At 66.3% G+C, this 12380-nt stretch carries 12 protein-coding genes and 2 pseudogenes; 9 read left to right on the forward strand and 5 right to left on the reverse strand.

What is annotated here, in order from left to right:
* Window positions 1–44 precede the first annotated feature (44 nt).
* Window positions 45–1254, forward strand: a pseudogene (locus tag ACFQ9K_RS01735) (zinc-dependent alcohol dehydrogenase).
* Between the two features lie 18 nt (window positions 1255–1272).
* Here the strand turns inward: ACFQ9K_RS01735 and ACFQ9K_RS01740 are convergent.
* The gene (locus ACFQ9K_RS01740) at window positions 1273–1896 is read right to left on the reverse strand and encodes a class I SAM-dependent methyltransferase (protein WP_378721021.1); all 624 of its coding nucleotides are present in this window, start codon (window positions 1894–1896) and stop codon (window positions 1273–1275) included.
* Window positions 1897–2263: 367 nt separating this feature from the next.
* Between ACFQ9K_RS01740 and ACFQ9K_RS01745 the strand changes: the two genes are divergently transcribed.
* From ACFQ9K_RS01745 to ACFQ9K_RS01760, 4 genes and pseudogenes are all read left to right on the forward strand, one after another.
* Complete coding sequence (locus ACFQ9K_RS01745; RefSeq protein WP_378721022.1) at window positions 2264–2686, forward strand: Hsp20/alpha crystallin family protein; 423 nt, start codon at window positions 2264–2266, stop codon at window positions 2684–2686.
* Between the two features lie 551 nt (window positions 2687–3237).
* Complete coding sequence (locus ACFQ9K_RS01750; protein WP_378715852.1) at window positions 3238–3450, forward strand: hypothetical protein; 213 nt, start codon at window positions 3238–3240, stop codon at window positions 3448–3450.
* 46 nt (window positions 3451–3496) lie between these two features.
* Window positions 3497–3673: pseudogene (locus ACFQ9K_RS01755) on the forward strand (cold shock domain-containing protein); the annotation flags it as partial.
* Between the two features lie 85 nt (window positions 3674–3758).
* A complete protein-coding gene (locus ACFQ9K_RS01760) occupies window positions 3759–3989 on the forward strand; it encodes a hypothetical protein (protein ID WP_378715858.1) in 231 nt (76 codons plus the stop codon).
* A 383-nt stretch (window positions 3990–4372) separates the two neighbouring features.
* Here ACFQ9K_RS01760 and ACFQ9K_RS01765 read toward each other — a convergent pair whose 3' ends face one another.
* Entirely contained in the window at window positions 4373–5872 is a 1500-nt protein-coding gene (locus ACFQ9K_RS01765; protein WP_378715851.1) for an alpha/beta hydrolase, read from the reverse strand.
* Between the two features lie 228 nt (window positions 5873–6100).
* Between ACFQ9K_RS01765 and ACFQ9K_RS01770 the strand changes: the two genes are divergently transcribed.
* The 3 genes from ACFQ9K_RS01770 to ACFQ9K_RS01780 all read left to right on the forward strand — a co-directional run bounded on the left by ACFQ9K_RS01770 (window position 6101) and on the right by ACFQ9K_RS01780 (window position 8276).
* The gene (locus ACFQ9K_RS01770) at window positions 6101–7282 is read left to right on the forward strand and encodes a sensor histidine kinase (RefSeq protein WP_378715849.1); all 1182 of its coding nucleotides are present in this window, start codon (window positions 6101–6103) and stop codon (window positions 7280–7282) included.
* On the forward strand, window positions 7283–7957 hold the full coding sequence (locus ACFQ9K_RS01775) for a response regulator (protein WP_378715847.1): 675 nt from the start codon (window positions 7283–7285) through the stop codon (window positions 7955–7957).
* A 151-nt stretch (window positions 7958–8108) separates the two neighbouring features.
* Complete coding sequence (locus ACFQ9K_RS01780; RefSeq protein WP_378715845.1) at window positions 8109–8276, forward strand: hypothetical protein; 168 nt, start codon at window positions 8109–8111, stop codon at window positions 8274–8276.
* Between the two features lie 167 nt (window positions 8277–8443).
* Here the strand turns inward: ACFQ9K_RS01780 and ACFQ9K_RS01785 are convergent, their stop codons facing one another.
* Entirely contained in the window at window positions 8444–8836 is a 393-nt protein-coding gene (locus tag ACFQ9K_RS01785) for a hypothetical protein (RefSeq protein ID WP_378715844.1), read from the reverse strand.
* A gap of 308 nt (window positions 8837–9144) precedes the next feature.
* The gene (locus ACFQ9K_RS01790; protein ID WP_378715842.1) at window positions 9145–9837 is read right to left on the reverse strand and encodes a hypothetical protein; all 693 of its coding nucleotides are present in this window, start codon (window positions 9835–9837) and stop codon (window positions 9145–9147) included.
* Between the two features lie 279 nt (window positions 9838–10116).
* On the opposite strand from ACFQ9K_RS01790, the gene ACFQ9K_RS01795 reads away from it, so the two are divergent.
* Window positions 10117–10971: an epoxide hydrolase family protein gene (locus ACFQ9K_RS01795; protein ID WP_378715840.1), complete on the forward strand. Its 855-nt coding sequence runs from the start codon at window positions 10117–10119 to the stop codon at window positions 10969–10971.
* Between the two features lie 190 nt (window positions 10972–11161).
* On the opposite strand, the gene ACFQ9K_RS01800 is transcribed toward ACFQ9K_RS01795, so the two are convergent.
* Window positions 11162–12121 (reverse strand): hypothetical protein, encoded by a 960-nt coding sequence (locus ACFQ9K_RS01800; RefSeq protein ID WP_378982669.1) that lies wholly within the window; start codon window positions 12119–12121, stop codon window positions 11162–11164.
* Between the last annotated feature and the right edge of the window lie 259 nt (window positions 12122–12380).

The following is a 12380-nucleotide window of genomic DNA, read 5'->3' on the forward strand; positions in this document are numbered from 1 at the left end:
CGGGTAGCGCCGAGGCAGGTATTGATCCAGGACAAGGAGCAGCGATGAAAGCCGTGACGTGGCAAGGCAAACGCAAGGTCGAGGTGTCGACGGTGCCCGATCCGCGCATCGAGTCGCCGACCGACGCGATCATTCTGGTCACGTCGTCGGGCATCTGCGGTTCGGACCTGCACCTGTACGAGGTGCTCGGCGCGTACATGAGCGAAGGTGATGTGCTCGGACACGAGCCGATCGGCATCGTGGAAGAGACGGGCAGCGCGGTCACGAATCTCGCGAAGGGGGATCGGGTGGTCGTGCCGTTCCAGATCAGCTGCGGTGACTGCTTCATGTGCGGGCAGGGCTTGCCGACCCAGTGTGAGACGACTCAGGTTCGTGAGCAAGGAAGCGGCGCAGCACTTTTCGGCTATTCCAAGCTGTACGGGCAGGTGCCCGGCGGGCAGGCGGAGTATCTGCGGGTGCCGCACGCCGACTTCACCCACATCAAGGTTCCGGTCGACGCGCCCGATGATCGCTTCCTCTATCTGTCGGACGTGTTGCCGACCGCGTGGCAGGCCGTGGAGTACGCGTCGGTGCCCGAGGGCGGCTCGGTGACCGTGCTCGGCCTCGGTCCGATCGGGGACATGGCGTGCCGGGTCGCCGCGCACCGGGGTCTGCGGGTCATCGGCGTCGATCGGGTGCCCGAGCGTTTGGCGCGGGTGGCGCGACGCGGTATCGAAACCATCGACCTCGACGCGGCGGGGCAGCGAACTCGGTAACCAGATACGTGAGCTGACCGGCGGGCGCGGCACCGACTCGGTCATCGACGCGGTGGGGATGGAAGCACATGGTTCGCCGGTCGCGACGATGGCCCAGAAATGGTCGAGCCTGCTGCCCGATGCGGTGGCGCAGCGGGTCATCGATACCGCGGGCATCGATCGTCTGGCCGCGCTGAACAGTGCGATCGATATCGTGCGGCGCGGTGGGACGATCTCGCTGATCGGCGTCTACGGCGGCATGCTGGATCCGTTGCCGATGCGGGTGTTGTTCGACAAGCAGATTCAATTGCGGATGGGTCAGGCCAACGTCAAACGATGGGCCGACGACATCATGCCGCTGCTGATCGACGGCGACCCGCTGGACGTGGATTCGTTTGCCACGCACCATCTTCCGCTCGCCGAAGCGGCGCAGGGATATGCGATGTTCCAGCAGAAGACCGACGGGGCGGTGAAGGTGGTACTCCGGCCGGGCGCGGCACCGGGTTCGCGGACGCCGTGAGTCGGCGGGTAGTCATCGCTACGGCCGGCCCTCGCGACGGGAGAACACCGCCACCAGGAAGTCGGACTCGTCGGTGAACGGGCGCAGGTCCCACGTCGAAAGTCGCGAATCCACCGTGAGCCCGGCGGCCTCGGCGTCGATCAGGAACTGTGCGAATTCGTAACCACGGTCGGCGCCGAACCCGACCACCACCCGACCGGCCGGGGCGAGATGGCGAGCGAACCCGGCCAGTACCGCGTGCCGGGTGGTGGGCGCCACGAAGGTCATGACGTTGCCCGCGCACACGATCACATCGAAGCCGGCGGCGATGTCGCGGCTCGGCAGGTCCAGCTCGGCGAGGTCGCCGACGATCCAGGTCGGACCCGGATAGTCCTGCTCGGCCGCGGCGATCAACACCGGGTCGACGTCGACCCCGACCACGACATGGCCGACGCGGTGCAGATAGCCACCCACCCGTCCCGGGCCGCACCCCGCGTCCAGGACCCGGCTTCCGCGCTCGAGCATCGCGTCGACCAGCCGCGCCTCCCCGAAAATATCCGTGCCGTCGGCCGCCAGTGCCCGGAACCGCTCCACATAGAACGTCGAATGTCCGGGGTCGGCAGCGGTGAGCTGCTCCCACTGACTGGGGGTGCGTCCGTTCATTGTCGGTTCCTCCTCGCTCGGGTCGTCCCGGCTCACTGTGCCACGGGCGGTCGTTGTGCCGTCGGTGGGCCTGCCCGCGAATCGCCCGCCCGGCAGCGGGATCCGCCTGCAACGGGACAGGGCGTCGAATGTCCAGCGGGAGTGGCTATCTCGACGAGCGCGGGCCTACGACGCGGCACGGGGCGCGGGCGCCGACCGGCCTCCGGTCGGACTCGGGCGGCGTGGTTCCGCCGGGCACGTGACACGAAAAGTCGCGGATTCGGATGCTTGCACTCGCGCGTGGAGAGTGCTAAAACATATCTATGCCGGATGGCACAGATTATCTGGTCCGACAAGGAGAGAATGGAGTGTGTTGGAGGTGACGACCATGCTGATGCGTACCGATCCGTTCCGTGATCTGGACCGTTTCACGCAGCAGGTGTTCGGCACTGCGGCTCGGCCCGCGACGATGCCTATGGACGCCTGGCGTGACGGTGATCAGTTCCTGGTGGAACTCGACCTGCCCGGTATCGACCCGGCATCGCTGGACCTGGACATCGAACGCAATGTGGTGACCGTGAAAGCGGCTCGGCCGGAGCTGGATTCGGGGCGGTCGATGATCGCCGCGGAGCGCCCGCGCGGAGTCTTCAGCCGCCAGCTGTTCCTGGGCGAGGGGCTCGATACCGACCACATTCGCGCCGACTACACCGATGGTGTGTTGCGCCTGGTGATTCCGGTCGCGGAGCAGGCCAAGCCACGCAAGATCGAAATCGGACACCGCAACGGAAAGCATCAGGCGATCAACGCCTGACCCGCAGCGGCGCTTCTGTTCAGGAGGCGGCGTCATGACCGAAAACATCACGCGCGCCGGATCATCGGACTGCCTCAGTCCACGGCTGCTGATGCTCGACCCCGACCTGGAGCCGTTGTTCGCCGAGGTCGAGCAGATCCTGCGCGCGGCCGCAGCGGCCGGATCCGCCCCGGTCCCGGTGCCGGGACCTCGAACGCCGAGTTGCCCCGTGCGGTCGCAGTACTACCAGCGATTGCGTGGCCGGCGCCCTGGTACCGGGCGGGCTACTCAGCGCGGACCTCCGCCGCGCTGTCCCGGAAACCGATGGCCGAATCCATTCCGAAAGAAGCGAGGTGATGCCCGTATCCGACTCGGTGGAATGAAAAGCGTTGGCGGTGATGCCGATACGCCCGGCACCATCGTGCGGTCGAGGAACCCGTAACCGCCACTCCTGTGGCACGACCGGGTGGATCGCCGCCGACGCGAATCTGTCGATTGTCACGTCACTCTTCCAGTCTGCGGGGTGGGCCCGGTGGCCCACCCCGCCCCGACCCGACACCGGGAGGTTGACCATGACCACGATCCCTTTCCGGGACGATGCCGACTACGCCGAACAGTCCAGCTTCGTCGACAGTGCCGACTACGACATCGGCATGGATACCGCGGCATTGGCCCCGGCGGCGGAAAACCTCCGTGCCGCAGTAGATCCCGCCGACACCGTCGACCGAATCGAACAATCCCTGATCATTCCGATGCCCGATGACGACTATCCCTTCGCCTACTGACCTCGCCGCCCCGGCCGCCGAGCGCCCGTACTGGCGCCACGGCGTCGTGGCCTGGTTCAACGCCGAGAAAGGGTTCGGCTTCATCGAACCCGACGACCACACCGGTCCGGTGTTCGTCGAATACACGAGCATTCAAGTGCCCGGTTACAAAGCCCTCGACGCCGGCCGGCCCGTGGTATTCACCGCCGTCGACCGCGGTCGCGGACCCGAAGCCGACCGGGTTCACCCGTACGCCCGGGCCGTGACCACGTCGCGTCCAGATCATCCCGCCACCGACCCCCGACGTCGTACCGAGACCAAGGAAACCGATGGCACTGTTGCACACACATCACTACGTTCTGGTCCTGCTCACCAGTTTGGTCATCCTCGCCGCACTAGGGGCGCCCCCGGTCGTCCTGTTAGTTCTGCCGGCGCTCGTGGCCATGGGGATCCTGGCCGCGCTGCTGTACCACCCCGAGCACCGGCTCGACGCCCGCGCCACGGGGACGACTGCCACACCTGCGAGACGGGCCGATGCCGGAATGGAACGAGCCGGTTGATCGTCCGTTGATCGCTGCGCCCAGACGGTCGTTCGTTCCCGCGCGAACGAGCTCGCCCGGGCGCATAGTTGAAGATCGGAGATTACGTGACCACGCCTGACCTCACCCGCCGTCCCCATCGCGATGCGCACACTCGGATAGTCCAGCGAAACCACACGGCCACAACCGATCCGGAGGACACGGTAGTGGTGCGCTGGCCCGAACCGAGTCGCCTGGAGTCGTGGTGGGACAGCGTCATGAAACCGTCCCACCCGCGCGCCGGTTAGCGCTCTGTTATTGCGCCACAGCATGTTTCGGCTCACGGGCATTCCGCTGCGATCGGGTCGCGTGGTATTCGCCAGTTGGCCTAGGAGGCTCGCTGGTCGCGAGCCTCCGCACCGGGGCTAGCCTGCCGGGCAGGTCGTGTCGTGCTCCGGCAGGGTGCCCTTCACCAAGTAGCTGGTGACGACGTCGGACGTGCACGGGTTGGCGCCGAGAAGATAAGCCCCGTGCCCACTTCCGTCGACGGTGACCAACCGAGACCGCTGACCGAACTTCTCGTGGAGCAACTCGCCGCCGCGTAGCGGGGTGACCGGGTCGCGCTGATTCTGCACGATCAGCACGTCGGCGGGGCCGGTGTTGTCGATCCGCACCGGCGGCTCGGACGGCCCGAGCTTCCAGTAGGCGCAGGGCATCACGTTCGCGGCGGCCGCGCCGAAGAGCGGGTAGCGTTCCCGGTCCTCGGCGACGGCACGGCGATAGGTCTGGATGTCCTCGGGCCATTCGACATCGTTGCAGGTGACCGCGAGAAAGACCGACCAGGCGTTGTCGTTCGGCGAAGGCGCGCCGGTACCGGGCTGCCTGCCGCCCGCGGGTCCGGGATGCCCGGTCTCGAGCAGCGATTTCCAGCTCTCGGCCGACGACTTGTACAGCGCCGGGCGATAGAGCGTGAAGAAGGTGCCGAACCGGAAGAGACCGCCGTCCAGACCGTCCACCGGATTCGCGTCGAGTCGCTCGGCGAGGGTGAGGTATGTCCGCCGCACCTCTTCGACCGTGCGGCCCAGACCGTAGGTGTCGTGGCGGGCGGCGGCCCACGCGGCGAAGTCGGGGAACGTCTGTTCCATGCCGAGGCCGTAGAGGCGCATCCCGTCGTGGTCGAGATAGGTGTCGCCGATATTGCTGTCGAGCACGATGCGATCGGCCCGTTGCGGGAACATCGAGGCGTAGGCGGCGCCCAGCGCGGTGCCGTAGGAGTAACCGAGAAAACTGGCCTTGTCCGCACCCAGCGCCGCCCGGATCCGATCCAGGTCACGGGCCATATTCGCGGTCGAGACGTAGCGTAACCGGCCCTCGTGGTCGTTGGCCGCGCACTGCTCGGCGACCCCCTGGGCGACCGTGGCCCGCTCGGTGACCGCCGCATCGTTCACCGCGTACGGCGAGATATTGCCGAAGTACGTTTGGTTGTCGGTGAACCCGCAACTCACCGGCGCCGAATGGCCGACTCCGCGGGTGTCTATACCGATCACGTCGTAGCTGTCCAGCACGTCGGCGGGCAGCCCGTGCGCAGCCAGGAACGTGGGCTGGTCCAGACCCGGTCCACCCGGACCGCCGGGGTTGAGCAGCAACACTCCGCGACGCTTGTCCGGATTCTTACTCGCCAGGCGAGAGATCATGAGCTCGATCCGCGCGCCCTCGGGCTCGCCGTAATTCAAGGGCACCGGCACGGTGGCGCATTGCAAGTGGGACGGCCCGGCCGCGGGATCTTCGACCCCCTCCGGACACGCACCCCATGACACCCGCGCCACGGGACCTTCGTCCGGCTCCGCGGCCACCACCAGCGCCCCGACCAGTGCTCCGGCGAGACCGAGCACGGCCAGCAGGCTCAGGTTCCGTTTTCCATTCATGCGCTCCTACTCCCGACGAAATGGCGCCGGCCACAGGCAAGCCGTCCGCAGCGGCTTCGTGGTCCGGCTGGTACCTGACCGAGTCTGTCGAGCCCATCCCGCCCGCACATCGCTCCGGCGGCGGCAATCGTGTTCGACGAAAGTCGAAGCGGCGATTGGACCGGGGTCGAGCACGCCTCAGCCGCTGGGTGGCTGCTGGAGGCCGGTCGGTATCGCGATAATGACCGGGTGGACACCGACAGCGCCCCCCGACTCGGGGTATGGCAGGAGAGCTGGCGGCTGGCGGCGGCAGCGGTACTCGGCGTCGCCTTCTGGTTCTCCCTCGCCACGGCGCTGCCCCCGGGTTGCGTGGCCGATACGTGTTCTTGGTTCGTCACCGGTGATCCGCTGATCGCCCTCGGCTGCCTGGCGGCGCTGCTGTGGCGGCGGCGGTTTCCGTTCCTCGTCGCTCTGGCGGTCGTGATCGCCGCGGCCGCGTCGGCGCTCGCCACCGGTGCCGCGCTGCTGGCGCTGTGTTCGCTGTCCACTCGCCGTCGGCCGGTCGAGATCGTGGTGGTCGTTGTCGCCTACGTGACCGCGGCGCGGTTCGGCGAAAACCTCTACCCGATCGCCAGCCTGCCCGCCCCGATCTGGCTGCAACTCGCGCTGCTGGTATCGACCGCGGGGGTCGCGGTGGCAACCGGCGTGGCCATCGACGCTCGTCGCGCCGAAATGCGATCGCTGCGGGACCGCGCCGACAGCGCCGAACGCGAACAGGCCGCCCGGGCGGCGCAGGCACAGGCCACCGAACGCAACCGGATCGCCCGCGAAATGCACGATGTACTGGCGCACCGGATCTCGCTGGTGGCCATGCAAGCCGGGGTCCTGGACCACCGGGAGGACCTCTCGGCCGTGGACAAGCGCACGCTGACCCGCGGGATCGCCGACGGTTCCCGCCAGGCGCTGGAAGAACTCCGCGACGTCCTCGGCGTCCTTCGCGCCGACCCCGACCGCCCCGAACCGCCGCAACCGACCCTGGATCGGATCTCGGATCTGGTGGCCGAGGCGCGGTCGGCGGGCCTGGACGTCACCCTCGCCACGACGGTGACCGCTACCCCGCCCGAGACCCTGGGACGGACCGGTTATCGGATAGTTCAGGAAGGGCTGACCAATGCCGCGAAGCATGCCCCCGCCGCGGCGGTCCAGATCAGCGTGGACGGGGCGCCCGGCAGGGAACTGCATGTCAGCGTTCGTAATTCGGCCGCCGCCGCGGTCGCCCGGCCACCGGCCTCCGGATTCGGGCTGCTCGGCCTCGCCGAACGAATCAGCCTCGCCGGCGGAACACTCGACCACCATCGCACGGCCGACAACGGCTACGTTCTCGCCGCGCAACTTCCCTGGCCGGAGCACGACCGCGAGAAAAGAGCTTGAGTGCACAGTGAACAGGACCTGGTTCGCGTGGTCATCGTCGACGACGACCAGTTGGTGCGGATGGCGTTGCGGCTCGTCATCGACGGCGAGCCGGATCTGACCGTCGTCGCGGAGGCCGCCGATGGCGACACCGCGATTCAGGTGGTGGACGAACATCGGCCGGACGTGGTGCTGATGGATGTGCGGATGCCCGGGCGCGACGGCGTCGACACCACCCGGCACCTGCGCACCGTGCCGGCCGCGCCGGCGATACTCATGCTGACCACCTTCGACTCCGACGAACTGGTACTCGCCGCCCTGCGCGCCGGGGCGCTCGGCTTCGTGCTCAAGGACACCCCACCCGCCCGGATCGTCGACGCGGTACGCACCGTCGCGGCCGGCCACCCCGTGCTGTCGCCCACGGTGACGGCGCGGGTGATCGCCGCGGCGACCGGGCCGGGTTCCGCCGAATCCCGCAGCGATTCCCGCGATGCCGCGCGAAAACGCCTGGCCGCCCTGTCCGAACGCGAGCTCGATACCGCGCGAGCCATCGCCGACGGGCTGGGCAACCCGGAGATCGCGGACCGGTTGCAGGTCACCGTCGCCACCGTCAAGGCACACACCGGCAATCTGTTCACCAAGCTGGGTGTCGCCAATCGAGTCCAGATCGCGCTATTGGTTCGGGACGCAGAATGACCTAGACGGCGGTTTCGGGTCGCTCCGCTGCCGCGGTCCGGCCGGACGCATCGACATGCCGATTGCCGGAAAGTACTCCGAACAAATCCATTGCCACGGATGGTCATTCGACCAGCAATACGCTGATCAAAACCAACTACGGAGGTGCGGCATGACCGAGAAGGACCAGACGGCGGATACGCAGGCGCCGAAAGCCGTGCAGGGGTCGATCAACAACGACGGGGTATTCAACAATATCGTCACCGACAATCCGACGAGAAAAGTTCTCAACAGGCAGAAGGGCGCCGGGCACACGGACGCTGCTCCCGACGGAACGTAGACGGCGCGCGGTGCCGCCGCGATGACCCTGGGCTTCCGGGCCGGGTGCGCGAGCCGCGCCAGGCAGGCAGTCGGTGCGGGCTGTCCGCGAGCGCTCGCCGAACCTCGTCACGGCCTGATCAGTGGTGAGCTATGGCCCGGGCTTCGGCGATCCCGTACAAGCTCCCGTCAGGAGTCGTCTTCGGCCTGGGATAACGCGAACACGTCCCCGCGAAGGCAATTGCCGAGGGGATCGCTGCTCAACGGCCAGGGCTCGTCGATGACAACCGTCGCCTTCCAGCCGGCGAGATCGAGGCCGTCGGGTTGATACTGGTCGAGGCGTTCGCCGGCATCGTCACTCAGGATGCCCGCGTGCTCGAGGATCGTGAAGAGTGCATCAGCAGCGCAACTCACCTGCTGTGCCGCCTCGCGGGTATCACTGCCCGGATGAAGGTCGAGATACGCTTGTCGAGCGGCAGCAAGCAGACGCGACGCATCGGTGATGTGGAAGTCTCGGCGGTACCGCAGCGAGACGTACATGCCGTCTACCAGTGGCTCGTTCCCGCGCACATCGTCACCCATCTCGCGATGGTAGAGCCCTGCCCGGGGAACATCAGCGCATCGCTGCTGGGACGATGATTGCTTGTGCAGCAACATATCTCGAGTTCCATTCGAACGCACGCGCTGTCGTGTTCCGGGTGTTCGGGTCGGTGGCCGCCGGCGGGCGCACGGAGCAGATCGACTAACTCATCGAGGTGCGCGGGATCGGATACCTCGATGGTTCGTGCGGCTATAGGGCAGGCCGGAAGCGCCCCTCACCCGCGTGGGCGGATGAGGGGCGATGTTGTTGTGGAGAAACTCGAATAGACGACGAGTTGCGCGATGGATCTTTACTCGTCCGAGCGTCCCACATGCCCTTCTTTCGGCCAGCCGATCTGCTCCCACATCTGGACCGCGTACGCCTCGGCCTTGTCGGCCCTCGTGCGAACGTCGGCGTCGCCCTTTTTGTTCTCTTCGAAGGCGAGGTAGGCGGCCGCCTTTACGTCGATTTCCAAAGCGCCCAGATTGCTGTCGTGGTGCCTGCTCGTACCCGACCCGAACGACCGCCCGGTTATCACATTGCACCAATCCAGGTATTCGCTCGGAATCTTCTCGCACGATCCGCAGTACGCTCCGCCGAACTGGGTCATGTAAACGCATACATCGCGAGCCGCGGCTTCGGCTGACCCCCGCGGTGGCGCGACGCCGATGTCGGCCCTCATCTCGAAGGGCTGCGGGTGGGTACTCGGTCGGCGATCGCTGTCGAGATCGATGGCGTCGAGCCGCTTTTCGGCGCTGGCCTCGCGCTTCTTGTCACATTTCTCGGCCGCCCCGTCCTCCTTCTCCTCCGCCGAGGTACAGAGGTTCGCGGCTTTCAGCTCCTCGTCGGTGACGCGCTCGATCTCTGTACGCAACTCTTGTTTCGCATTCTCCAGATCCCGGTCGGTCGCCATCTCGCTGCTGGGTTCGTCCGCGACCGCGACTGGACAGGACCCGACCTCGATCGAACCGACACAGAGCACCGCGGCAAACGCCGCGAGCACCAATCCACCGCACCGCCTGGTATCCAAAGTCACTCCGTTCCTCGATGGTCTCCTCCGAAAAATCTTCGTTGCCACCTGAGGGTTGGATGGACATCAATTAACGCGTGCGTAAAACCCCACTTGGGTGAGCAGTCCGACCGGCAGTATCGGGTAGACGAATCGAGCGCGTTACCAGGGGCGGTTGATAGGGTTCACCGCGGCCGGGTGTGGCGGTTGGCACACGCGCGGGCGAATGATCTAGGACAGATCTTGGCCTAGCCGGCATCTAGGTTGATCCGCATGAACGCTGACATCATTCCCTTTCGGATTCGGATTCCGCAGGTTGAGCTCGATGATCTGCGTGACCGACTGTCCCGGACCCGCTCGCCGTACCCGGTGCCCGGCACCGGCGCGCAATGGGACCATGGGATAGCCCCGGACTACCTGCGCGACCTGGCCTCCTACTGGGCCGATGGGTTCGACTGGCGTGCGCACGAAACCGAGTTGAATACGCTCCCACATTTCGTGACCGAGATCGACGGCCAGACAATCCATTTCGTCCACCTCCGCTCACCCGAGCCGGGCGCGACCCCGTTGTTGCTCAACCACAGCTATCCGACATCGTTCGTCGAATTCCGCACAGCGAGCGGGCCTTTGACCGATCCGCGAGCCCATGGCGGCGACCCTGCCGACGCGTTCCACTTGGTGATCCCGTCCCTGCCGGGCTTCGCGTTCTCGAGCCCGCTCTCGGCGCGCGGCTGGCACCTCGACCGGACCGCCGAGGCGGCCCTGCTGCCCGACCGGGTCATCGGCGCACACACCCATGGCGATCGTCTCCAGCTCGGCACGATCGGTGAGGACCTCCCGGCTCCGGCCGGCCTCGACGCCGAGGAGCGCAAGCAACTCCAAGCCGCGGCGGCCGACTTCTACTGGGAAATGGCCCACGCCGAGAACACCGGCTGGGGCGGGTCCTCTCCGGTACCGCAGGGCCAGTCGCTGTTCCACAGCGATCCGCTCGTCCGCAAGGCGCTCGGCGCGGGCGACAGCATCGCCTTCTTCCGTGACCATGCCGAGGGTGGGCATTTCCCCGCCTTCGAAGTCCCCGAGCTGTTCACCGACGACATTCGCAGCTTCTTCCGGCAACTCCGCGAGTGACAGCCGGGACTAACTGCTGCGTAGCGGTGTCGGGTTCGGAGACTGTGCTTCGGGGTAGGGGCGTTTGTGGGGCCAATACACCTTGGTTGCTGGCTTCGCATGGGTTCGGGGAAACGTGCTCGATGAGACACCCGCATGTGTTGCTGGGCGGGAGGCTCGGATATCAGTTGTCGGTGTTGGGTGTGGTCGATCAGGCCCATGACATGGAATCGACCCGCCACACCGTATTCTCCTGCACGACACCGACTATCGCCTCGCGAACAGGCATGCCCGAACTCTCCGGGAATGTCGCCGCGGCCCGCAGGTGAGGGACGCCGGGTCCCCAGAGAGCATGCTCGATAGCGGTATAGCTGAACTGTGGCTCTGCTCCGTCGCACCACATCATCTTTCGCAGCCTCCTGATCGATTCCGTGACAGGTCGCTGGTCGAACTCTCGGCGCCGACGCGTCGACAACGCGTGCCGAATCTTCAGCGCATGCTCCTCAGAGATTCCGTCACGCAGGTTCATCAGTGCCGTCGACGCCCCGGAGCGGTCCCACTGCTCGAGTGGTAGATCATCGGGGTCGCCCCTGGCGTTGCGGCGTTCGGTCTCCTCGATCAGCTGGGTCAGGGTTTGGGCCACATCACCGAAAATCTCAGGCTCCCAACGGCAATAGGCAATATCACTGCTGGCCGCCGGATCGGATGTAGGAAAGTTCGTGACCAACGATCCAGGCAGATCGATGTTCTCACCGATCAGCACATGCCGTCGTCCTGCCGGAGCCGGATGGAACCTGCCACGAACCGGTTCGCCGCGGTAGCTCTCCTCGTTGAGGAACGGCGCATCGGGCGGGTGGAAATACTCCTCGATAAGAAAGGTTTTGCTTTCCAGCCAGCGTTTCCCGACACCGAGCTCGGCGACGGGATACCAGAACCATGACCCGAGCCCTTCGATTCCGCTGCCGATGGCCATCAACTCGCGATACTGGGAATCGAAGCGAACTCCCAGCCGCGTTTCAGCGGCGGCCACCTCGGCTTCCGACGCTGGAACACCCGGTGTCGCTCCGACCGCCACCGCCCGCGCGACGAGATCGCCAAGCATCACGAAAATGAACGCTACCAGCATAAACATGGAGCCCAGCGCCCGACCCAACGCTTGCCGAACCGTCACACACTCCAGGAGCCGTCCGGGTTTTGCGTCAGTTCTCGGTCGGCGGAACGAGGAACCAGTGGACCTATCAGCTGATTGAGCTCAGCATCTGTCATCGTTCCGCTGCGCCCGAGGCCAACCCAGTTCGACGACTCTTTGAGAGACTTCAAGGAGATTTCGAAAGCATGAATTAGGTACGCAGCGAGCTGGATGGTGTGGACTGATCCGAGCTCGCCCACCAACCAGGTGCCGACTTCGGCTGGAGTATCTCCCCGTTGAG

The sequence above is a fragment of the Nocardia sp. NPDC056564 genome (genome assembly GCF_042793755.1).
Classification (GTDB): domain Bacteria; phylum Actinomycetota; class Actinomycetes; order Mycobacteriales; family Mycobacteriaceae; genus Nocardia.

Excerpts from the sequence above, each read along its gene's own strand:
- ACFQ9K_RS01745 (WP_378721022.1), top strand. The coding sequence starts at position 2,264 with ATGCTGATGCGTACCGATCCGTTCCGTGATCTGGACCGTTTCACGCAG.
- ACFQ9K_RS01780 (WP_378715845.1), top strand. The coding sequence starts at position 8,109 with ATGACCGAGAAGGACCAGACGGCGGATACGCAGGCGCCGAAAGCCGTG.
- ACFQ9K_RS01740 (WP_378721021.1), bottom strand. The coding sequence starts at position 1,896 with ATGAACGGACGCACCCCCAGTCAGTGGGAGCAGCTCACCGCTGCCGAC.
- ACFQ9K_RS01760 (WP_378715858.1), top strand. The coding sequence starts at position 3,759 with ATGGCACTGTTGCACACACATCACTACGTTCTGGTCCTGCTCACCAGT.
- ACFQ9K_RS01765 (WP_378715851.1), bottom strand. The coding sequence starts at position 5,872 with ATGAATGGAAAACGGAACCTGAGCCTGCTGGCCGTGCTCGGTCTCGCC.
- ACFQ9K_RS01795 (WP_378715840.1), top strand. The coding sequence starts at position 10,117 with ATGAACGCTGACATCATTCCCTTTCGGATTCGGATTCCGCAGGTTGAG.
- ACFQ9K_RS01785 (WP_378715844.1), bottom strand. The coding sequence starts at position 8,836 with ATGGGTGACGATGTGCGCGGGAACGAGCCACTGGTAGACGGCATGTAC.
- ACFQ9K_RS01750 (WP_378715852.1), top strand. The coding sequence starts at position 3,238 with ATGACCACGATCCCTTTCCGGGACGATGCCGACTACGCCGAACAGTCC.